Genomic DNA, 22,592 nt, shown 5'->3' with positions numbered 1-22,592 from the left:
AGACGGCCTTTGCCTTTAATTCGACAATTACAACACTTTTACAATGCTCTCGCACAAATAATCGATGTTGTCATCAGTAATGCCGGCAACGTTGATACGGCCGGAGCGGACGGCATAAATGGCAAACTCGTTTTTCAAACGGTCGACTTGTTCGGGAGTCAAGCCGCTGAAAGAGAACATGCCGTTTTGTTCGATAATGAAATCAAAGTCTTGGCTAGCACCTTTGGCTTTGAGCAACTCGACAAATTTTTGACGCATGGCTTTGATTCGGCCGCGCATTTCATCGAGTTCGGCAATCCATTGTGCTTTCAAATCATCATTTTTCAACACCAGCGCAATGGTGTTCGCACCATGTGAAGCCGGGTTGGAATACAAGGTACGGATGATGGTTTTGACTTGGCTGTGGGCGCGGGCTGCTGTTGCTTCATCTTCGGCCACCAAAGTGAACGCGCCGACGCGCTCGTTGTACATACCGAAGTTTTTGGAATAAGAGCTGGCAATCAGCAATTCTTTATTGTATTTCAAGAATACGCGCAAGCCGTAGGCATCTTCCTCCAAGCCGTTGCCGAAGCCTTGGTAGGCAAAGTCAAACAGTGGCAACCAGCCTTTTTCGGCAGAAAGTTTTGCCAAAGTTTCCCATTGTTCGGGCGTAGGGTCGATGCCGGTAGGGTTGTGGCAGCAGCCGTGCAGCAGGACGATGTCGCCTTTTTGCGCTTGGCCCAAGTCTTCAATCATGCCGTCCCAATCCAAACCGTGTTTGGCGGCATCGTAATAACGATATGGTTTGTCTTGGATACCGACTGCTTTAGCGATGGCGTTGTGGTTTGGCCAAGTCGGATTGGAAATCCAGATGGTTTGCGCGTTCAACTGGCGTTTGGCAAATTCGGCCGCAATGCGCAATGCGCCTGTACCGCCAAGGCTTTGCGCTGTTTTGGCGCGACGGCTGGCAATGATTTCGTGGTCTTTGCCAAATAACAGGATTTGGGTTTGCTCGTTGTAATCGGCAACGCCGTCAATGGTGAGGTAATTTTTAGTTGTCTCGCTTTCCAACAGGCGTTTTTCAGCCTCTTTGACGGCTTTGACAATAGGCGTTGCGCCGGATGCGTCTTTGTACACGCCGATGCCGAGATTGACTTTTTCGGGACGGGTTTCGGCTTTAAACGCTTCGCCCAAACCTAAAATCGGATCAGCAGGAGCTGCTTCGATATGCTTGAAGAACATGATTTTTCTCTTTACAAGTAGTAAAACGGTTGAAAAAATACAAATTTATGTAATTTTACGCCGTTTCGGGCCGTCTGAAAACGGATTATTACAGGGTTTTAACGCAAGATTGCCAACAAATCCAAAGGCGTGGCAATACGGAAATCGGCAAGCCAGTTTTCGGTTTGGTCTTCGGCAGAAATATAGCCCCAATCGGCAAGCACGGTTGTCATCCCGGCATTCTTGCCTGCCTGCATATCGCGCTCGGCATCGCCGACATAAAAGCATCGCCGCGCTTCGACACCCATCTGTTCACACGCATAAAACATAGGCTTCACGCTGGGCTTGGGTTCATCGCAGGTATCGCCGCTGACAATGATGGCAGGAGGCACGGTAAACCCGAGTTTAGGCACGAGGACATCGGTAAAGCGCATGGGCTTGTTGGTGATAATGCCCCATTGGATACCGCGTTGAACTAAGGCTTCCAGCATTTCGTTTACGCCGTCGAACAAGATGGTTTGGTCGGCATAGCAGCGGCTGTATTCATCCAAAAATTCTTTGCGCCATTGCATATAGTCCGGATGCTCGGGCGTAATGCCTGCACCGAGTTTGAGCAAACCGCTCGCACCGTGGCTGGCCTGCGGACGGATTTCATCCATGCTTTTTTCAGGCAAACCGTGTCGGCGCAATACCGTGTTGAGCGCGCCACCCAAATCAAGTGCAGTATCGGCAAGCGTGCCGTCAAGGTCGAATAATACGGCTTGGGTCATAAGTGTTCCTTTGATGATTTTAGAAGGCCGTCTGAACAATCCAACAAGTTTCAGACGGCCTGAATATGGTTAATGGTGATGGTGTTCGTGCATTTCCTGCGAACACAAAACTTCATCTTTATGCGGATGCCGTTCGCTTTCAATCTGAATCGTACAATGTCCGATGTTGTGATGCGCCAACTCATGTTCGATGCGGTAGGCGATTTGTTCGGATTCGGCAACCGTCATGCTGCCATCGACAACAATATGGCAGGACAAAACGTGGATATTGCTGGTAATCGTCCAAACATGCAAGTCATGAACGGATTTTACGCCTTCCGTATTGCGGATCACGCTGAGCAACTCATCGGTCTGAATGTTTTCCGGCGCACCTTCCATCAAAATGTGCAAAGTCTGTTTAAACAGCGTCCAGCCGCTGCGCCCTACCAAAGCCGCCACCAATACGCTGGCAACTGTATCTGCCCATTGCCAGCCATACGCCATTATCAGCACTGCTGCGACAATCGCCCCTATCGAGCCGAACAAATCGCTGATTACATGCAGATACGCGCCTCGCATATTGACGTTTTCTTTAGTATCGCTATTTTTCAACATATAAACGGCGACGCCGATGTTGACCAGCAATCCGATGATACTGACCACCAACATGCCGCCCGTCAAAATTTCCGGCGGATAAAACAATCGTTTGACTGCCTCATAAAAAATCATCGCCGCAATCAACACCAGCGACAATCCGTTAAACATCGCCGTCAAAATTTCAAAACGCTTGTAACCGAATGTCTTTTGCAGCGTGGTCTGTTTCTCGCCAAGTTTGAATGCCCACAATGCCACGCCCAGCGAAAACGCATCGCTGAACATATGCCCCGCATCGGAAAGCAAGGCCAAAGAGTTAGTCAGCCAGCCGCCGACCGCCTCAACCAGCATAAATCCGGCAATAACGAAAAATGAAGTGCGCAATACCTGCTTGTTGGCGGTATGCGTATGCGCGTGCGAATGATCGTGATGATGTGCCATGATGGTTTTACCGTTTCAGACGGCCTTTTTATCCTGTTTCAAACTTTTCTCAAAATCTTCCAACATATCCAGCTCGAAACGGCTGAATCCTGCACGTTCCCGTGCTTCAATATTGACGTAGCCGCGGAAAATAAACATATCGTAACGCGCAATCAGACTGCGGAACAGGGCGACCGGTTCCAAACCGCGCTCACGGCAAAGATGCTGATACCAATGATTGCCGATGGCGACATGCCCCACTTCATCGCGATAAATAATATCCAACACATCGCAGGTTTCCACATCGCCGCGCTGCGCCACTTTTGCACGAATACCCGGCGTAACATCCAAACCGCGCGCTTCCAACACCCGCGGCACCAAAGCCATGCGCAACAAAGGATCATAAGCAGTTTTATATGCCATATCCCACAAATGCCCGTGCGCTTCAAAATCGCCGTAATCGTAGCCCAAGCTGTTCAGACGGCCACGCATCAAGCCGAAGTGAAACACTTCTTCTTTCGCCACCCTTACCCAATCGCGTACAAACTGAAACGGCATATTGCGGAAACGATACGCCGCATCCAAAGCCAGATTAATCGCGTTAAATTCAATATGCGCAATCGCATGCAACATCGCCGCATAGCCTTCGACCGTATTCATCTTGCGCGGTGTAACTTCCGAAGGCGCAACCAAACGCGGACACAACGGATGGCCGGCAAAACGGCAATCCACGGGTTTCGACGCTTCAGCCGTCAAACCTTCCGCCTCGCCCAACTGCGCAAACAATGCCTGCGTCAATTTTCCTTTTTCATCCGGATTGTCCGACAGCAAAGCCTGTTCCAATAAAGGATAAGGATTCAGATACATACAAAACCATTGTTTTCAAAAGATAAATATTATAACCGTTTTAAAAAGCAAACAGAAAGACTATAATTTCACGCTTTCCGTAAAATGACATTAAATACCACACCAAGCCCTTATGCGTTTCATTAAAAAAACGTCAAAACCAAATACAGGCCGCCTGAAGAAATGAAATTATTTCAGATACTTGCTTGGATTTTTCATATTTACACAAATTAAACCCGCCCTTCAGCCCCTTGCCTGTTACACCATAACGTCTATACTGACCCCATCTCTCCGAACAAGGAACCAAAACATGAAAACCAACCGACTGTTCACCCTGACCGCTGCCGCGCTGCTTTCTTCAGCTATCGGCTTTGCACAAGCCGGCGCAGTGGACGCACTGAAAAAATTCAATAATGACGCCGACGGTATCAGCGGCAACTTCAGCCAAACCGTTCACAGCAAAAAGAAAACCCAAACCACATACGGCACATTCAAAATCCTGCGCCCGGGTTTGTTCAAATGGGAATACACCAAACCCTACAAACAAACCATCGTCGGCGACGGCAAAACCATTTGGCTCTATGACGTAGATTTGGCGCAAGTAACCAAGTCCTCACAAGACCAAACCATCGGCGACAGCCCTGCCGCCATCCTCTCCAACAAAACGGCATTGGACAGCAGCTACACGCTGAAAGAAGATGGCTCTGCCAACGGCATTGACTACGTTTTGGCTACGCCTAAGAAAAACAACGCCGGCTACCAATACATCCGCATCGGCTTCAAAGGCGACAACCTCGCCGCCATGCAGCTGAAAGACAGCTTCGGCAACCAAACCAGCATCAGCTTCAGCGGTTTGAACACTAAGCCTAACCTTTCCAGCAGTATGTTCAAATTCACGCCTCCTAAAGGCGTTGATGTCTTGAGCAATTAAGCTTCTAATGAAACACAAAGGCCGTCTGAACAACAGACGGCCTTTTATTTAGTTCAATTCAACATCAAACACACTGTTACTTTTGACCTTGAATGGCGGCGGCAATTTTTTCTGCGCCTTTTTTCGCCCAGTCTGCCTGCTTGGCTTCCACCATTACACGCACAACAGGCTCGGTACCGGATGCACGCAAGACCACGCGGCCTTTGCCTTCGAGTTCTTTTTCCACTTCGGCCAAAGCCTCTTTAGAAGCATCCTGCCAGTTTTGGCCTTTTTTGATGCGGACGTTAATCATGGTTTGCGGATACGGCTGCCAATCGGCGCAAACGGTGGCAAGGTCTTGATTCAAGGTTTGCAATGCAGCCAAAACTTGCAGCGCGGAAATGATGCCGTCGCCGGTATTGTGTTTGTCCATGCACAAAATATGGCCGCTGGCTTCGCCGCCAATCAGCCAACCGCGTTGGTGGAGCTGTTCCAACACATAGCGGTCGCCCACTTTGGCGCGGCAGAAATCAACGCCCTGCTCTTTTAAAGCAACTTCCATCGCCATATTGGTCATTACCGTACCCACCACGCCGCCGATTTCCACGCCTTCGTGCGCGCGTGCTTTGGCAATTACATAAATCAAGCTGTCGCCGTCATACACTTTGCCATTGCGGTCAACCATCATCAAACGGTCGCCGTCGCCATCCAAGGCAATGCCGTAATCGGCTTCATTTTGCAATACAGCGGCTTGCAAAGCTTTCGGATGGGTCGCACCGCATTTTTCATTGATGTTGTAGCCGTTCGGCTCATTACCGATACTGACCACTTGCGCACCTAATTCATGGAATACTTTAGGCGCAACCGCATAGCCTGCACCATTAGCGGTATCGACCACCAATTTCAGACCGCGCAAGTCCAAATGGCTTGGGAAAGTGGATTTACAGAACTCGATATAGCGGTCATCCGCACCATTAATCCGACGCGCGCGGCCAAGACGGCTGGACGGCTGGGTTTTCATTTCCTCATCGATTTTGGCTTCGATTTCCAACTCGATTTCATCGCTCAGCTTCACACCGCCTTCGGCAAAGAATTTAATGCCGTTATCGGAATAAACATTGTGGGAAGCAGAAATCATCACACCTGCAGACAAACGCAAAGCACGGGTCAAATAAGCTACGCCCGGAGTCGGCAGAGGGCCGGTTTGAATAACATTAACACCGGCGGCGGTAAAACCGGCAATCAGCGCAGCTTCCAGCATATAGCCTGAAATACGCGTGTCTTTACCGATCAAGACAGTCGGTTTGATTTCGCCTTCGTGCTGCACCAAAACCTGACCTGCCGCATAGCCTAATTTCAGGACAAAATCAGGATTAATAGGGAATTGACCGACTTCGCCGCGCACACCATCAGTACCGAAATATTTTTTTGCCATGAGATAACTCCGTGATTGTTTTGTCGTATGTGAATATTGTTGAACTTCTTTAAAAGAATCTTGATTGTATTCGAAGGCCGTCTGAATCTTTAAGACGACCCTTGATCATGAGAATAATTTACTACTTCAGTATTATAGCAAGATCCGGATTGCCTGCACGAAAAAAGCGCATCCTTTTGCAGAATGCGCTTCCTATTCGAGATTCAAAATCAAATCTTAGAATTTAGCACCAGACTGATTAGCCATGTAATCAACTGCAGCTTTCACTTCATCATCGCTCAGGCTACCGTTACCGCCTTTAGCAGGCATTGCGTTAAAGCCTTCGAGTGCGTGTTTGTGCAGGGTGTCTTTACCTTGTTTGATACGAGGAGCCCAGTCTTCTTTTTTACCTACATGAGGAACACCTGGAACTGCACCGCCGTGACATGCTTGGCAGTTGGCTTCGTAAACTTTTTTACCGTCTGCGCCGCCGGCTGCCGGAGCTGCCGCACCTTTGTCATCTGCTTTAGCCGCATCTGCTTTAGGGGCTTCTGCAGGAGCTGCACCTTCAGCCGCCGGAGCTGAAGCGGCTTCACCGGAAGCGGCTGCATCGGCAGGAGCTGCGGCATCAGGATCAGGGAAAGTACCGCCGGCTTTGTTGGCCATATAAGTAATGACGCGTTTCAATTCTTGATCGGTCAAATCAGCCGCACCGCCTTTGGCAGGCATTGCGTTAAAACCGTTCAGAGCGTGTTGGAACAAGGTATCGAAACCTTGTGCAATGCGAGGCGCCCAATCGCCTTTGTTTTCAAATTTAGGTGCTTTGGGAACGATGCTGTCTGCCGCGTGACATTGAATACAGATTTTGTTGAAAATCTGATCGCCTTGACGCTCGCCGACTGGAATACCGTCGCCCAATTTCAGTTGGCCGACTGGCTGGATACGGGTTTGAGTCGCAGCTTCGGTTGTTTCGGCAACATCGCCGAATGAACCGCTTCCCGCCAGTTTGATCAGGAAGTAAATCACTGCAATGACAATAACGATACCGCTCACAAGGGTGAACAATGCAGAGCCTTGGGCTTTGTGGTCGCGGAGTTGTTTCATTTGGTAGGCCTCGCCGTTAGGTTAGGTTGTGCTGTAAGTTATAGTTTATGTGTTAAACGCAGTTAACAATATTTTGCTGGATTATACTGAATTCGCAAAGGCTTTCCAATCCATCTTGAGAAAAAGATACGCAAAAATCCTCAAAAAGGCCGTCTGATTCTTGTAAACCTTTGTAGTTATTTGAATATTCCACCCATGCAAAAGCGTGACCGCCAATGTCACTTTCTGACACTTTCAAGATAAACTTTGCCAACGGCGCCAATATGCGTTAACCTTACGGCTCTCGCACCCATAGCTCAGTTGGAAGAGTGTCAGTTTCCGAAGCTGGAGGTCACAGGTTCGATCCCTGTTGGGTGCGCCAATTATAAAGAGGCCGTCTGAAAGATGAAAATTTTTCAGACGGCCTTTTGATTTACTTCAAATAAAACTACATTCAATTTCAGATTAAACGGCTATTGCAACACTTTGGCAAATGCTTCGGCCACATAATCGATATTCGATGCATTCAATCCCGCCACACACATCCTGCCCGAATCCAACAGGTAAACGGCAAACTCGTCACGCAGGCGGTGTACCTGTTCTACGGTCAAGCCTGTATAGCTGAACATGCCGCGCTGTTTGATGAAATAGCTGAAATCGCGATTGGGGATTTTGGCCGTCAAAACATCATAAAGTTTCTGACGCATGGCACGGATGCGGTCGCGCATGGCGTAAACTTCGTTTTCCCACAAAGCGCGCAGATCCTCGCTGTTCATCACATCGGAAGCGATGTATGCACCATGAGCGGCAGGGCTGGAATAAATACGGCGGACGGTAAATTTTAACTGTCCGAACACCAGCTCTGCTTCTTCCTTATTGGGACACACTACGCTCAAACCGCCGACACGCTCGCCGTACAGCGACAGGTTTTTCGAAAAAGAGTTGCTGACAAACAAAGGCAGTCCCATTTCGACGGCTTTACGGATTGCATAGGCATCACTGTCCAAATCCTCGCCGAAACCTTGATAGGCAATATCCATAAACGGAATCAGCTTGTGCGTTTTAATGATGTCCAACACTTCATCCCATTGCGCTTGTGACATATCGACGCCGGTCGGGTTTTGACAGCATGGATGCAAAATCAAGACGCTGTTTTCCGGCAATGTTTTGAAAAACGTAGTCATTTCTTCAAATTTTACGCCGACGGTTTCAGGGTTGTAATAAGGATACGTCCCCACTTCAAAACCTGCGCCTTCAAAAATACCTTTATGGTTGTCCCAAGTCGGGTCGCTGACATAGGCTTTCGCTTCAGGGAACCAACGGTGCAAAAAGTCGGCACCGACTTTCAACGCCCCCGAGCCGCCCAAAGTCTGTACGGTCGCAATGCGCCCTTCTGCCAATGCCGGATTGTCCTGCCCAAACAGCAAACGCTGAACCGCGCTTCGGTAAGTGTCCAAACCTTCCATCGGCAGATAAGGCGATGGGCGCGGTACGGCCGCACGCTCTGCTTCTGCCCGGCGGACAGATTCCAAAACCGGCATTTTGCCTTCGTCATCAAAATAAATGCCGATGCTCAAATTGACTTTTTCAGGGCGCTCGTCGCGTTTGAAGGTTTCAACCAAACTCAAAATCGGGTCGCCCGGATAATACTCGACATGACGGTACATGGTGCTTCCTTTGTTTTTAGACAGAATGGGGAAGATTGTGGCACTAAAAGACCTTATTTGCAAAATCAGGCCGTCTGAAAAATTCAGACGGCCTGATTATTTTAAAACGCTACCAATCTACCCGTTTCAAATCATTTTGCGCCAATACGTCCGCATGCTCGCTGCGGCTTTGATATTCCCTGTCCTGCAAAATGCGGCGGGCGACATAATTCAAATGCAGTTTGGCCGCTTCCGCCGCCTCGGCCGGTTTGGCCTGGGCAATGGCTTCAAAAATAGTGCGGTGCTGGGCAATCAGCGTCGGGCGCGGGTCTTCGGTTTGATGGATATAGATAATGCCGCTGCGTGTTTGCTGATAAAGCATTTTGAGCAGGCTGCTGGAAAGGTGGCTGAACAGGATATTGTGTGCGGCATCGGCAATGGTTTGATGAAAGCTGACATCAGCCTCTGCTTGATGCTCCAAATTTCCGCTTTCGCAGGCCGCTTCAAATTTCTGCCGCCAAAAGTCAATGCGTTTCAAGTCGGCGTCAGTCCGTCTTTCGGCGGCCAGCGCCGCCATACAGCCTTCAACGTGACAACTGAAATCGAATACGTCTGTTTCCCAATTGGTATGTTTGCCGAGCAACTCCTGCCAGCTTTGTAAAAAATCCTGCTGCGGCTTGACGGAAACATAATAGCCATCGCCCTGCCGCGCTTCCAAAACCTGCTTGGCAATCAAGATATTCAATGCCACCCGGACCGACGGACGCGACACGCCGAATTCTTCCGCAAGCGTACGTTCGGGAGGCAATTTACTGCCTTCTTCATAAATGCCTGTCGCGATACGTTCTTCTAAAACGGCTAAAACCTGATCGCTGATTTTTTGCGGACGAACCAATTTCGTCATGTTGTATTCCTGATGATTGAAGGACAGTTTTATTCAGACGGCCATAAATTGGATTGACCAATTGGCCGCCCATTCTAATCAATCCCCTATTTTTTCGTCAAGAAATGCCATTTTCCCCATCGCAAGCAGTTTAATTCAAACACATTCATTTTTATTGATTAACCTCACTAATGTCTTCAAATCAATATTTTGGTATGACCAATCTTAATAAACAACCTATACGCCAAAAATCTGAAAATATTGATTTAGATTAAAATCCCACCGCTTCTATTTTACTAGACTTTATGTATAATACTTAGGTATTAGTTAACATAATTCCTAATAATAGAGAGAAACAACATGAAATACCCACCATTACTTATCTTACCCATTGCCTTAGCCGTATCCCAAGCATGGGCAGAGACTAACCCTACACCTGAAGAAACAGTTACCCTTTCCCCTGTCACCGTCACCGGCACACAACAACAAAAAGCCAATCGCGTTACTTTCAACCCCAAAGCTGCTTTGCAACCCCTCCCTGCCGGAGACGGGGCAGACCTTTTACAATCCGTGCCCAATATGAGCATCATCCGCAAAGGCGGCAGCTCGGGCGATCCGCTGTTCCGTGGTTTGGGCGGCTCGCGCCTCTCCGTCAATGCCGACGACCAGTTTATTTATGGTGGTTGCGGTATGCGCATGGACCCGCCGACTGCCTATATCCACCCAAATTCTTTCGACAAAGTCGTCGTCACCAAAGGCCCGCAAACCGTAACCCAAGGCATGGGCTTGGTCAGCGGCTCGGTGCAATTTATCCGCAAAGACCCTGATTTCACTGAAAAACCTTACAACATCAACGCAACCCTGACTGCAGGCAGCAACGACCGTCTTGACGGCTCATTGGAAGCCGAGTTCGGCGGCAAATACGGCTACGTCCGCAGCAATATTTCCCATAACGAAGCCGACGATTACAAAGACGGCGACGGCAACCGCATTCACTCCAACTTCAAACGCGACAGCCAAATGTTGCAACTGGGTGTTACCCCGACAGAAAACACCACCATTGCCGGCACATACGAGCGCAGCAGGGCCAAGGTTGCCTACGCCGACCGCATGATGGACGGCAGCAAGTTCGACCGTGATGCGTGGAATATCCGTTTTACCCAACGCAACCTCACCCCATGGTTCAGCGAATTGGAACTGCGCTACGGTAAAAGCGAAATCGACCACGTGATGGACACATACAGCCTGCGTACCATCCGCAACCCTGCCGGCATGCAGATTAAAAATGCCAACAACCCTAAACGTAATACCGATACAGGCCGTCTGAAAGCCACTTTCGACTGGGACAAGCTCAACCTGCAAACCGGTTTGGATTATTTGGATGACGTCCACGTCGCACGCATGGAGCGTGGTGACGACGGCTACAGCCACAAGCCTTACATGCCCAACCAAAGTTTCAAACAATGGGGTATTTTCACCGAAACTTCTTGGCAGCAAACCGACAATCAACGCTGGGTAGCAGGTTTGCGCCATGACCAAGTCAAAGCGCATTACGATACCGCGCGCGTGACCGACCCCGTTTTGAAACATCAGAAATTCAATTTGAACTCAGGCTTCCTGCGTTGGGAAAGAAATACGGACAACGGCCTGAAATACTATGCCGGATTCGGCATTGCCGAACGCGCGCCTGACTACTGGGAACGCCTGCGCTCCGAACACAAAGCCATCCGCGCAGAGCAAAACCGCCAAATCGATGCAGGCGTAATCTGGAAACGTCCTAACCTCCACGCATCCGTATCCGTATTCGGCAGCGACATCAAAGACTTCATCATGATGGAGCGCCAAGGCATGAATTTCAACGTGCGCAACATCAACGCTTCACGCTTTGGCGGCGAAGCCGAAGTCAAATGGACATTTGCGCCTAACTGGGAAATTGGCAGCAGCCTCGCCTATACCCACGGCAAAAACCGTACCGACGGCAAACCTTTGGCACAAACGCCGCCGCTCGAATGGAACAACACCCTTGCCTTTGACAACGGTAAATTCAGCGCAGGCGCATTATGGCGCGTCGTGGCCAAGCAAAACCGTTACAGCAAAGGCCAAGGCAATATCGTCGGCCAAGACATCGGCGCATCTTCGGGCTTTGGCGTACTTTCGCTCAATGCCGGTTGGAAATTCAGCAAATACGCCACATTGCAAGGCGGCGTGGACAACGTGTTCAACAAAACCTATGCCGAATTCGTCAGCCGTGGCGGCGACCCGTCTGCCGGCACACAAACCATGCGCGTGAACGAACCTGGCCGTACTGCATGGCTGAGACTGCAAGCGAAGTTCTAACCAACCTCGCGCATCTATAAAAAGGCCGTCTGAAAAATGTTCAGACGGCCTTAATATTTTTAAGGATGTTTTTAAACAAACAGTCCAGCGAAGCAATGCAACGCCGGACTGTTTGCTCACTATCGGATTAAATCAAACCCAAAGAGTTGATGAACACCACAATAATCGCAATCGGCGCAAGATAGCGAAGCGCACCCAGCCACAGGTAAAGCAGCTGTTTCGGCACGGTACTGCCCATGCCCGCATCGCGCAGGACGGACTGTTTGTCCTGAATCCATGACGTAAACACGGCAACGCTCAAAGCACCAATCGGCATGATGACGGCGGAAATGATGAAATCCCACAAGTCAAAAATGGTTTTGCCGAAAATTTTAAACTCGCTCCATACGCCGAAAGACAGCGCCGAAGGAATACCGACTATGAAAATCGCAATACCGATTATCCAAGTGTGGCTGCTGCGCTTTTTCTCGTCTTGGCGGATGGTTGCCGCAATCACGGTTTCCAGCATGGAAAATGCGGAAGTCAGCGTCGCAAAGACAACCAACAGCATGAATACGGCGAATAAATAAGTCCCCATCGGCATTTTCATGAAAACCGCAGGCAACACGACAAAAATCAGGCCGGGACCTTGGCCGGGTTCAAAACCGAAAGCAAATACCGCAGGGAAAATCACCAAACCGGCCAACAGCGACACAAACAGGTTCATCCACATAATCGTATGGCCGGAGCGGAACATATCCTGATCCTTACCCAAATACGAGGCATAGGTAATCATCGCAGACACGCCGATACTCAAGGCAAAAAATGCCTGGCCCAAAGCAGTCAGCATCGTGCCCGGTTTCAAATACGACCAATCCGGCTTCAACAAGAATGCCACGCCCTCCATTGCGCCGGGCAAGGTCAGCGAACGGACAGCCAGCGCGATAAAGAGGATAAACAAACCCGGCATCAACACGCGGTTTGCCTTTTCAATGCCGTCTGAAATGCCGCCTTTAACCACCCAAATGGTAATCAGCATGAACAAGCCTTGGTAAAACAGCGAACCAAACGGTGAAGAAATCGTGTTGCCGAACAAGGCTTCAAAGTCTGCACCGGCATGAATTTCACCGGTAAAGCTGTGCACGACGTAGTTCAATACCCAGCCGCCGACCACGCTGTAAAACGACAACAAAATAAAACACGCGGCCACACCCATGCGGCCGACCCACGGCCACTGCGAACCCGGGCGCAATACTTTAAAAGAATCAATGGCGTTTTTGCCGCCTGTACGGCCGATGTAAAACTCAGCCAGTTGAACCGGTAAAGCCACCAAAATGGTGAAAATCAAAAACAAAAGAAAGAATACGGCGCCGCCGTTGGTACCGGCTGTATAAGGGAATTTCCAAATTGCACCCAAACCGATGGCCGAGCCTGCCGCAGCAAGCACAAAGCCGATTTTGGATGACCAAGACGAATGATTGCTCATGATGTAAGTTTAAGAAACGTGAAGATGCCGAATTGTAACAGGGTGAAGTCAAGCCGTGAGTGGCCTGCAGACCGCCGATAAGCAATTCGCACGGATGGTGCGTACTTATCAAGCAAATTGGCATGAATTTTTGATAATTAAGTTTTTAATAGCATAAAACTAATTTTTATATTTTAAATTTGACGATTTGTTTCAAAAATAAGCATATAAAAGGCCGTCTGAAACTTTATTTCCAAGTTTCAGACGGCCTTTATCTTTAAACCGCTTTATTTTTTCATGGCATCGGTCAAAACTTTGACATTGTAGCGATACATGCCGATGTAGCTGTTGGCCGGTGCGCCACCCAGTGCATCGGAATACAGGCGGCCGCTGACGTTGACGCCGGTTTCTTTGGCAATACGGTCAATCATGCGTGTGTCTTTGATGTTTTCGGTAAAGACGGCTTTAATGCCCTCGCGTTTAATTTGGCGGATGATGGAAGCCACTTGTTTGGCAGACGGCTCGGCTTCGCTGCTCACGCCTTGAGGGGCGATGAATTCAATATTGTAGCGTTTGCCCATGTATGTGAACGCATCATGTCCGGTCAAAACTTTACGCTTGGCGGCAGGTACGGCATTAAAGGCAGCCTGCGCATCGCTGTGCAATTTTTTCAGCTGCATTTGATAGTTGCCCAAACGTTGCTGATAGTAGGTTTTGCCTTCAGGATCGGCTTGAATCAAAGCATTGGCAACGTTTTGCGCATAAGTGCCCATCAGGACGGGGTCGGTCCAAACGTGCGGGTCAAATTCGCCGTGATCGTGATGATGGCCTTCATGATCGTGGTCATGATGATGGCCGCCCTCTTCTGCTTTCAAAGCCTGAATGCCTTTGGTCGCTTCGGCGAAAGGCACTTTGCTTTGTTTGACTGCGCGTTGTACATCGGCGGCTTCCAAGCCCAAGCCGTTGAGCAATACCAATTTTGCGCTGCGGATTTTTTTGATGTCGCCGCTGGTCATGTGGTAGGCATGGCTGTCTTGGTTGGCACCCACCAAGCTTTGAACGGCCACGCGGTCGCCGCCAATCTGTTTGGCCACGTCGCCCAAAATGCTGAAGCTGGTCACAACAGGCAACGGAGCGGCATAAGCGGCACCGGTCAATAATGCGGCAACGATGCCGAGTTTCCAATGTTTCATATTCTCTCCATTGATATAACGTAACATTAACATCATCATAAAACAGACCGCCTGATTATTCAAGCGGCCGTCTGAAAAATCATGCCGTGCGGTGTTTTTTACGGCGCAACCATTTTGCCAAAATGCCGCCCTCCCAACCGAACACGACGGAAATCAGGTAAAGCGTGCCGCAGCATAAAATAATCGCCGGGCCGGACGGGATTTCGATATGGTAGGAAAACAACAGTCCTGCCAAGCCGCAAAGCAAAGCCAATGCGACCGACAAAATCATCAGCCAACCCATGCTTTTCGCCCACAGTCTGGCGGTAATCGCAGGCAACATCATCAAACCGACCGACATCAGCGTACCCAATGCCTGAAAACCGGCAACCAGATTCATCACGACCAGCACCAAAAACAACACATGCCAAAAACCGCCCTTACCGCCGACAGCCTTGAGGAACAAAGGGTCTATGCTTTCCAACACCAGCGGGCGGAACATGACCGCCATCAGCAAAATAGTGACGCTCGCAGAAACGGCAATCAGCTGCAAAGCCGGAATATCCACCGCCAAGACCGAGCCAAACAGCAAATGCAGCAAATCGACGCTGCTGCCGTTTTTGCTGACCAAAACCACGCCGATGGCGAGGCTGCTCAAATAAAATGCGGCAAAGTTCGCATCTTCTTTCAATGAAGTAAACCGGCTGACCAAACCGGCCAACAAAGCCATCAGCAAACCGGCCGCAAAACCGCCGACGCTCATCGCAGGCAAACTCAAACCGGCAAACATATAGCCAATGGCCGCACCGGGCAAAACCGCATGGCTCAAGGCATCGCCCACCAAACTCATGCGGCGCATCACCAAAAACACACCGACAGGCGCCGCGCTCAATGCCAGGCAGAAAATCGACGCCAGGGCATAGCGCATAAAGTCGAATTCGACGAACGGCGCGACGACCAAATCATATAAATCCATGTTTTATCGCTTTTTTATTAATCTCTGAAAGCCTGAGGCCGTCTGAAAAATACTCACTTTCAGACGGCCTTGTCCATTAAACCGCGCACCAATCGGCCGCTTCCTGCTTCTGCATCATTCGGTTTGCCTGTGCCAAAAATTCATCGGTCAACACATTTTCCGTTGCACCGGCAGTCACTTTTTCACGCGCCAAAAGCAGCGTGTTGGCAAAATATGCCCGCACCTGCTCGTAATCATGCAACACGGCAATCACTGCCTGACCGTCCTGATGGCACTGCCGCAAAACTTCCAACAGCGCATAAGTCGTCCGCGCATCCACTGCGTTAAACGGCTCATCCAGCAGCAAAAATTTGGCATCCTGCACCAGCATCCGCGCAAATAATACGCGTTGGAACTGGCCATTGGACAAGTGTGCGATTTGGCGCGTGGCAAAATCCTGCATTTCCACGCGTTCCAAAGCCGCCATCACGCGCTTTTTCTGCGCCGCGTTCACACGTCCGAAAAAGCCGATTTCATACCACAGCCCCATCGTCGCCAGTTCAAATACCGTCATCGGCTGGCTGCGGTCAATGTCCGACTGCTGCGGCAGATAGGCAATATCCTTGCGTGCCATATTTTCATAGCGCACGCTGCCCGTATCCGTCTTCTGCAAACCCATAATGGCTTTGAGCAGGGTCGATTTGCCCGCGCCGTTCGGCCCGAAAATCGTCCACATCTTGCCATCTTCAAACACCATATCGACATGGTGCACCACCGGCCTGCGCTGATAGCTGACCGTCAGATTTTCCACCACAATACTCATGGCGATACCGCCCAAAAATACACAGCCCACAACGCCGCCAATGCGACAAGCGCAATCAGCAGCCTTTGCAGCAATCCGGTCAACAATACAGAATTCATAAGCCTAAAACCGCCCTTGCCCGAATACGGACAACAGGCCGTCTGAAAGAAATTAAAACCCTAAAATGATACTGTATAACGTTAACCCTGTAAATTTCTTTCGTTTTCAGACGGCATCGGGCAAAAGGCCGAATATCGGTTACAATCCGTTTTTTATTTGATGATTGTCCTATGTCTATTCCACTCTTAAACGAAAAACTCAATACCGAAACCGCCCGCATTTCATGGGAAGAACTGCAACCCCACTTCGCACGCGGTGCCGCCGTTTATGTTGCGCCCGATTTGGATTTGATTGCCGTCGCCCGCCATGTTGCCGAAGATGAAGCCGCGCCATTGAAACAATGGATGGAACAAGGCAAATTCGGTGCCGTCAGCGATGATATGGCGCGTACTTTTCTAGCAGATAATCAGGAAATGTGGGCGGTCGTTGTAGCGCCGTGGGTATTGGTACAGCCTTGCAAAGACTGATAAGGCCGTCTGAAAAAACAAAACCGGAACATTTCCCATGCTCCGGTTTTTCATTTTTCAGACGGCCTATTGCAACGTAAAGCCTGCTTTGAATTCAAGCTTCGGCACCCCGATAACGAAACGTTTGCCGATACTGTCTTCAAACTCATACGCGCCTTCGATGCTGCCCCAAGGCGTGCTGATTTGCGAGCCGCTGTTGTACTCATAGGCTTCGCCCGGGTACAAAACAGGCTGCTCTTCAATCAGGCCGACATGGCCGACTTGCTCTGTTTCACCGTGTCCGTCGGTGATTTCCCAAAAACGCTGACGCAAAGTAATGATTTCATCACTGCGGTTGCAGATGGTAATCAGATAATTGAAGGCGTAGCGGTCGCGGTAGACGTCGCTTTGGCCGGCCATATAACGCGGCTCCACGTTAATCTCGATTTCGTTCATAATTGTTCACCCGTATATTTATTTTATTTAAAACCGGATAATTCCGGCGTGTCCGCCCTATTTTTACAAAGGGTCGAACACTTAAAACACATCACGCAATCCAATGAAACAGCCCCAAGACCAATAAAGTCATCACAGCCGCAATTAAATCATCAAGCATAATGCCCAAACCTCCATGAATCCGCCGGTCAAACCATTTGATCGGCCAGGGTTTCAACGCATCAAACAAGCGGAAAATAACAAAAGCCGCCAGCCACCAGCTCCATTTAAACGGAATCAGCGACAGCACCAGCAGCATCGCGACAATTTCATCCCAAACGATACCGCCGTAATCCTGAATACCCAGTTCCCTCTCGGTATAACCACAAATGCGGATACCCCAGAAAAACAAGGCGATACACAATAAAAGCAATATCCAGCCGTCTATACCCAACAGGCACAATACAAAAGCCAGGGGTAATGCGGCCAGCGTTCCGGCCGTACCCGGCGCAACCGGCGATAAGCCGCTGCCGAAACCAAATCCTAAAAAACACAATGGTTTGTGCAACAGCCAAGAAAAAGTAGGTTTACGTTCAGCCAAAATGATCAAATCCTAAAGAAGTCAGTTCCAATACGCCGCCTTCGGCATCTAAAATATTCAGACGGCCTGAGTCAGTCATTTTACCAATTCGGGCGACCGGTACGCCACTTTGTTCCGCCGCCTGACAAACACGTTCCCTGTCTTCTGGAGCGGCAGTAAAAATCAGTTCGTAGTCATCGCCGCCGGCCAATACTGCCGACAACCATTGCTCGCGCGACAAAACGTTTTTCAATTCAGGCAACGACGGCACACAATCGGCAAAGATTTCCGCCCCGACAGCAGAGGCTTTTAAAATATGCCCCACATCTTGAGCCAGGCCGTCTGAAACATCTTGCGCAGCATGGGCAAATGGCAGCAATGCCAGCCCCAATGAAACGCGCGGCTCCGGACGGAGCAATTTATCATCGCAAACCGCCATGATTTCAGACGGCAATTGATAATGCCCCAGATGTTGGTTCAAAGCAGCGGCAGCCAAACCCAAGCGGCCCGATACCCAAATATCGTCGCCGACTTCGGCTCCATCACGCCGCAAGGCACGCCCTGTCGGAACTTCGCCTACTATCGTTACATTAAAGACCAAATCGCCTTTGGTGGTATCGCCACCAATCAACACCGTATCAAAACGCGCGGCCAAAGCAAAAAAGCTATCGCAAAAACGTTTGAGCCAGTCTTGATTCAATTCAGGCAGCGCAGCACTGAGCAACACCCACCGCGGCTTGGCACCCATAGCGGCCATATCGGATAAATTTACTGCAAGCATTTTCCATGCCAAATCTTCAGGCGAAACATCTTCAAAAAAATGTCTGCCCTTAACCAACATATCAGCGCTAAAACATAAATCAAATCCGTTACTTGGGCGAATAATAGCGGCATCGTCGCCTATGCCCAAAATCAAACCTTCCGATTTTTGTCGCTGCAAATATTGTCTGATAAAGTCAAATTCCGTCATATTTATCCAATATAACTATAACTTAGATTACTACATCTAATTTTGTACCAGCCCGACGGTTGCCTATTAGCACATCAAACATCAAACCTACACCAGTATTTAGATATAAAACTCAATAATTTAAAGGCCGTCTGAAAATATAGATTTCAGACGGCCTCATGTTCTCAAACCACTCTGAGCAGGTAGATTTACAGATAGACGATTTCGCCTGTCCGCCCCCTGCTCTCTCGGCTTGCCCACCAAATAAATTGCGGCAGGACATCTTCGTAGTTTTTACGTTCGCTTTTCGATTCGCCCGGATGAGATTTGATACGTTGCGGCGAATTGATGGCACCCGGCACCAAAACATTGGCACGCAGGTTGTCAAAACGTTCCCACTCGTCCGCAGCCACTTTACACAAATAATTAAGCGCGGCTTTAGAAGCTCCGAAACCGCCCCAATAGGCTTGCGGTTTTTCGCCGTGGCTTTCGCCGACAAAAATTACAGAAGCGTCTTCGGATTGCTTCAATAATGGGAACAACGCACGGGTCAAGCCCATAGGCGCAACGGTATTGATGCGGTATTGGTTGACCCATTCCGATACGGTTTGGAAATCCAACGGCGACAAAGCATAGAAATAGCTGGCGCAATGTACCACACCATCCAATTTTCCGCCGGTAGCTTCATCAATGGTTTCTGCGAATTGCTTAAACTCTTTCTCCTCCGCACTCATCAAATCAAAGCAGATGGCAAACGGTTCTGGGCTGCCCGCAGCCACAATGGCATCATATACTTTTTCCAAACGCTTTTGATGACGCGCCACCAAAATGACAGTCGCTCCGGCCGCCGCATAGGCTTTGGCAACCTGCTCGCCCAAACCTTGGGATGCGCCGGTAACCAAGATGGTTTTGTCCGCTAATGTCGTCATGACTTTTCCTTGAACTTTATGGTTTTAGATATTGTATCGGCTTGGTAAGTTTTGTAAAGTCAAAAAGGCCGTCTGAACATTCAGACGGCCTCAGTTTATTCAAACCGCAAATCCAGCATAAGCTTTTCAGCCGCGGCAAAACCTGACTGAACCGCCGCTTCCAAGGTTGCCGGATAGCGCGGATGAAGATAATCGCCGGCCGGATAAATACGGCGATGGTGCAGCCATGAGAAATCAGGTTGTACAAAATCAACCGTTGCCGCCGTAGTCGCGCGTTTTTCCGTAATAATGCGTATAGCTTCGGGTTTATCCAAATCCGGAAAAACCCGCTTAATGTCCGCATGAATTTTCTCGGCTAAATCTTTGTCCTTCCAAGCCTCGACGTAATCGGAAACGCTGATGACGACCGCGACTTCATTATCCGGCAAACCCAATGCCCCCCGATGCAGCACCCACTGCGCCGTACCATCGGCAAACCCGGTTAAAGGCGCAGGCAGTTTGACTGCTTGGGCATAACGCAAATAAACCGTGGTAATCGCATGGTAATGCAACGATTGATAGGCCGTCTGAATATAGTCAGGCGTATCTTCAGGCAAAAGCGCGTCAACATGATATGGCGCAACAGCCAAAATCACCGCATCAAATACTTCGCCATTGATTTCAATTCGGCCATCGATATGATGGTTTAAATGTGTAATACGGGTTTCAAGATGTATTTTTGCACCATGTTTGTGTAGAAAATCCAAAGCCGGTTCGACTACGAGCTGCCCTAAATCCTGCTTGGGCAAAAGATAATCGCTGTTCGCCTTTTCAGACCACACGCCATCATTCAATACATTGCATAAAATGCGTAACGATGCCTGTTCTAACGGCGTATTTAAAGCACCCCAGACCAAAGGTTGCCAAAACTGGCCAAGCAGGCTGCGGGGAACATTTCGTGTTCTCAACCACTTTGCAACGGTCAAATCAGTTTTATGATGGCCTGCCCAACGTTGCAATGCCGACATATCTGACAGCAATTTGATTTTCAATGAAAAGGAAAGATTTTTTGCAAGCAGGATACCGACAAGCAAATGCCAAGGCGCAGGCAGAGAGGCCGTCTGAAACTGCAATCCCTCATGGATGTACCATTGCAAAGGCTTGCGTAAAAAGGCTGATTCAGGTTGAACGCCAATATGTTGCATCAAAGTTTGAACACCATGATACGCACCCAACAAGATATGCTGCCCATTATCCAAAAAGCTGAATCCATCATTTTTCCCGGTTAAGGCACGCGCCCTACCGCCAGCCTGTCTCCCTGCTTCAAACAAAGCAATATCAGCTCGATGAATCAGGGAAACCGCCGCAGACAAACCTGCCCAACCGGCACCAATCACAGCAATTTTTGGACGCTGAGTATTCATGGTTTAAATCCAAACAGCCAAGTTTTCAAAGCAATACGTTTTTTACGGGGAGAAGGAATCGCAATTTTGTAAGTCAAAACATTTTGTGCGCCATCACGGTCAATCTCATTCAACAGCGCATAATAAATAGCCGCCATAATCAGACCGACTTTTTGCGATTTCTTATCCGCAGCCGGCAAAAGCAACATAGCCTCACGATAAGTTTCACGCGCCCTATCCACTTGAAACTGCATTAATTTCGCAAAATTGTCTGTCGGTTTACATTGCATGATGACGTTGGCAGGTACATCAAATTTCTGCATTTCCTCTATCGGCAGATAAATTCTTCCCTGCCGCGCATCTTCGCCCACATCGCGAATAATGTTCGTCAACTGCAAAGCCAAGCCCATTTTGTCCGCATATTCCAAAGTTTTCGGATTGGAAAAACCTAAAATCCGTGCAATAAGACGTCCCACAACTCCGGCAACACGGTGACAATACAGCTTTAATTCATCAAAACTACCATAACGAGCCTGCTCCAAATCCATCTGCATACCATCAATCAAAGCTTCAAATTCATTCTTCGGCAAATCAAAATTTACCTGAATATCTTTTAAAGCCTGATGAACGGGATGCTCAGACATCTCATTGTTGAATACTTTTTCCAAATCACTGCGCCACCAATTCAAGGTAATCTGAGCCACATTCGGATCGGTACAGCCATCGACCACATCATCCAGTTCGCGACAAAAAGCATATAAAACAGTGATCGCATTTCGTTTTTCTACTGATAAAAAACGAAAACCGGATAAAAAACTGGAATGGCTTTCCGCAGCCTTTTGACGACAATAATCCAAAGCAAGCACTGTGTATCCTAAAAATATTGTTATAAATAATTAGCAGGGATTTTATCTGTATTTAAAAAAGTACGCCAATATCAAAACTCATCTTACGACAAGACCGTCTGAAAGCTGATTTCAGCATCTTTCAGACGGCCCAAGACTCTTACAATAATATAAAGTTGCTAAAATTTTCTGATTTTCCAACTTTTATTCAAGATGAAGAAGATTTTAGTCAATTGAAAATTTTATGGCACATTTTTATGCATTAAATGTCGTTAAAAGATTATTTTTATGAAGGTCTCAACCTGAAACCTATTTTGTAGATTCTATTTCATTTCCCCTACTCATGCTCCTTTCCCAACAACCGTTTTTTAATGCAATATCGTCAAATCCCCCTTGCCTCTTACCTTATTACCCAACGGAAGCCCCCACTGGTTCAAGCTTTATTCCCCCC

General features: G+C 48.8%; 21 protein-coding genes and 1 tRNA gene. 4 read left to right on the top strand and 18 right to left on the bottom strand.

Going from position 1 to position 22,592, the window contains the following annotated elements; genetic code table 11:
* Positions 1–27: 27 nt before the first annotated feature.
* From HMPREF2596_RS10375 to HMPREF2596_RS10360, 4 genes are all read right to left on the bottom strand, one after another.
* The gene (locus tag HMPREF2596_RS10375) at positions 28–1,221 is read right to left on the bottom strand and encodes an amino acid aminotransferase (RefSeq protein WP_070850974.1); all 1,194 of its coding nucleotides are present in this window, start codon (positions 1,219–1,221) and stop codon (positions 28–30) included.
* Between the two features lie 98 nt (positions 1,222–1,319).
* The gene (locus HMPREF2596_RS10370) at positions 1,320–1,970 is read right to left on the bottom strand and encodes an HAD family hydrolase (protein ID WP_070850973.1); all 651 of its coding nucleotides are present in this window, start codon (positions 1,968–1,970) and stop codon (positions 1,320–1,322) included.
* A 69-nt stretch (positions 1,971–2,039) separates the two neighbouring features.
* Positions 2,040–2,984, bottom strand: a complete 945-nt coding sequence (locus HMPREF2596_RS10365; protein ID WP_070850972.1) for a cation diffusion facilitator family transporter — start codon at positions 2,982–2,984, stop codon at positions 2,040–2,042.
* A 15-nt stretch (positions 2,985–2,999) separates the two neighbouring features.
* Complete coding sequence (locus tag HMPREF2596_RS10360) at positions 3,000–3,830, bottom strand: ferritin-like domain-containing protein (protein WP_070850971.1); 831 nt, start codon at positions 3,828–3,830, stop codon at positions 3,000–3,002.
* Between the two features lie 289 nt (positions 3,831–4,119).
* Here HMPREF2596_RS10360 and lolA point away from each other — a divergent pair, with 289 nt between their 5' ends.
* The gene (gene lolA / locus HMPREF2596_RS10355; protein WP_070850970.1) at positions 4,120–4,740 is read left to right on the top strand and encodes an outer membrane lipoprotein periplasmic chaperone LolA; all 621 of its coding nucleotides are present in this window, start codon (positions 4,120–4,122) and stop codon (positions 4,738–4,740) included.
* A 76-nt stretch (positions 4,741–4,816) separates the two neighbouring features.
* Here the strand turns inward: lolA and glmM are convergent, their stop codons facing one another.
* Positions 4,817–6,154 (bottom strand): phosphoglucosamine mutase, encoded by a 1,338-nt coding sequence (glmM, locus tag HMPREF2596_RS10350; RefSeq protein WP_003747557.1) that lies wholly within the window; start codon positions 6,152–6,154, stop codon positions 4,817–4,819.
* A gap of 216 nt (positions 6,155–6,370) precedes the next feature.
* Positions 6,371–7,237: a c-type cytochrome gene (locus HMPREF2596_RS10345; RefSeq protein ID WP_049323135.1), complete on the bottom strand. Its 867-nt coding sequence runs from the start codon at positions 7,235–7,237 to the stop codon at positions 6,371–6,373.
* 285 nt (positions 7,238–7,522) lie between these two features.
* Here HMPREF2596_RS10345 and HMPREF2596_RS10335 point away from each other — a divergent pair.
* A tRNA-Arg gene (locus tag HMPREF2596_RS10335) sits at positions 7,523–7,598 on the top strand.
* Positions 7,599–7,689: 91 nt separating this feature from the next.
* Here the strand turns inward: HMPREF2596_RS10335 and HMPREF2596_RS10330 are convergent.
* Both HMPREF2596_RS10330 and HMPREF2596_RS10325 read right to left on the bottom strand, forming a co-directional pair.
* On the bottom strand, positions 7,690–8,883 hold the full coding sequence (locus tag HMPREF2596_RS10330; protein ID WP_070850969.1) for an amino acid aminotransferase: 1,194 nt from the start codon (positions 8,881–8,883) through the stop codon (positions 7,690–7,692).
* 109 nt (positions 8,884–8,992) lie between these two features.
* Positions 8,993–9,766, bottom strand: a complete 774-nt coding sequence (locus HMPREF2596_RS10325; protein WP_049348800.1) for a FadR/GntR family transcriptional regulator — start codon at positions 9,764–9,766, stop codon at positions 8,993–8,995.
* 339 nt (positions 9,767–10,105) lie between these two features.
* Here HMPREF2596_RS10325 and HMPREF2596_RS10320 point away from each other — a divergent pair, with 339 nt between their 5' ends.
* Complete coding sequence (locus HMPREF2596_RS10320) at positions 10,106–12,082, top strand: TonB-dependent copper receptor (RefSeq protein WP_070850968.1); 1,977 nt, start codon at positions 10,106–10,108, stop codon at positions 12,080–12,082.
* Between the two features lie 127 nt (positions 12,083–12,209).
* Here the strand turns inward: HMPREF2596_RS10320 and HMPREF2596_RS10315 are convergent, their stop codons facing one another.
* The 4 genes from HMPREF2596_RS10315 to HMPREF2596_RS10300 form a co-directional block, all read right to left on the bottom strand.
* A complete protein-coding gene (locus HMPREF2596_RS10315) occupies positions 12,210–13,547 on the bottom strand; it encodes a sodium-dependent transporter (protein ID WP_070850967.1) in 1,338 nt (445 codons plus the stop codon).
* Positions 13,548–13,813: 266 nt separating this feature from the next.
* On the bottom strand, positions 13,814–14,719 hold the full coding sequence (locus tag HMPREF2596_RS10310; protein WP_049323129.1) for a metal ABC transporter solute-binding protein, Zn/Mn family: 906 nt from the start codon (positions 14,717–14,719) through the stop codon (positions 13,814–13,816).
* Between the two features lie 79 nt (positions 14,720–14,798).
* Positions 14,799–15,674 carry a metal ABC transporter permease gene (locus HMPREF2596_RS10305; RefSeq protein WP_003747573.1) on the bottom strand — a complete coding sequence of 292 codons (876 nt, stop codon included), beginning with the start codon at positions 15,672–15,674 and terminating at the stop codon, positions 14,799–14,801.
* Positions 15,675–15,750: 76 nt separating this feature from the next.
* Positions 15,751–16,476, bottom strand: a complete 726-nt coding sequence (locus HMPREF2596_RS10300) for a metal ABC transporter ATP-binding protein (protein ID WP_083325024.1) — start codon at positions 16,474–16,476, stop codon at positions 15,751–15,753.
* 269 nt (positions 16,477–16,745) lie between these two features.
* Between HMPREF2596_RS10300 and HMPREF2596_RS10295 the strand changes: the two genes are divergently transcribed.
* Entirely contained in the window at positions 16,746–17,042 is a 297-nt protein-coding gene (locus tag HMPREF2596_RS10295) for a DUF2288 domain-containing protein (protein ID WP_003747577.1), read from the top strand.
* A 66-nt stretch (positions 17,043–17,108) separates the two neighbouring features.
* On the opposite strand, the gene apaG is transcribed toward HMPREF2596_RS10295, so the two are convergent.
* The 6 genes from apaG to hpnD all read right to left on the bottom strand — a co-directional run bounded on the left by apaG (position 17,109) and on the right by hpnD (position 22,162).
* Positions 17,109–17,477 (bottom strand): Co2+/Mg2+ efflux protein ApaG, encoded by a 369-nt coding sequence (gene apaG / locus HMPREF2596_RS10290; RefSeq protein WP_070589688.1) that lies wholly within the window; start codon positions 17,475–17,477, stop codon positions 17,109–17,111.
* A gap of 91 nt (positions 17,478–17,568) precedes the next feature.
* Positions 17,569–18,057, bottom strand: a complete 489-nt coding sequence (locus HMPREF2596_RS10285) for a phosphatidylglycerophosphatase A family protein (RefSeq protein ID WP_003747579.1) — start codon at positions 18,055–18,057, stop codon at positions 17,569–17,571.
* Positions 18,050–19,006 carry a thiamine-phosphate kinase gene (gene thiL / locus HMPREF2596_RS10280; protein ID WP_070850965.1) on the bottom strand — a complete coding sequence of 319 codons (957 nt, stop codon included), beginning with the start codon at positions 19,004–19,006 and terminating at the stop codon, positions 18,050–18,052. Before thiL ends, HMPREF2596_RS10285 begins: the two co-directional genes overlap by 8 nt.
* A 188-nt stretch (positions 19,007–19,194) precedes the next feature.
* Positions 19,195–19,914 carry an SDR family oxidoreductase gene (locus HMPREF2596_RS10275; RefSeq protein ID WP_003747583.1) on the bottom strand — a complete coding sequence of 240 codons (720 nt, stop codon included), beginning with the start codon at positions 19,912–19,914 and terminating at the stop codon, positions 19,195–19,197.
* 95 nt (positions 19,915–20,009) lie between these two features.
* Positions 20,010–21,317 carry a hydroxysqualene dehydroxylase HpnE gene (gene hpnE / locus HMPREF2596_RS10270; protein WP_070850964.1) on the bottom strand — a complete coding sequence of 436 codons (1,308 nt, stop codon included), beginning with the start codon at positions 21,315–21,317 and terminating at the stop codon, positions 20,010–20,012.
* The gene (gene hpnD, locus HMPREF2596_RS10265) at positions 21,314–22,162 is read right to left on the bottom strand and encodes a presqualene diphosphate synthase HpnD (protein WP_070850963.1); all 849 of its coding nucleotides are present in this window, start codon (positions 22,160–22,162) and stop codon (positions 21,314–21,316) included. Before hpnD ends, hpnE begins: the two co-directional genes overlap by 4 nt.
* Between the last annotated feature and the right edge of the window lie 430 nt (positions 22,163–22,592).

Source organism: Neisseria sp. HMSC078C12 (assembly GCF_001838065.1).
GTDB lineage: Bacteria > Pseudomonadota > Gammaproteobacteria > Burkholderiales > Neisseriaceae > Neisseria.
This window is presented reverse-complemented; position numbering and strand designations above follow the sequence as displayed.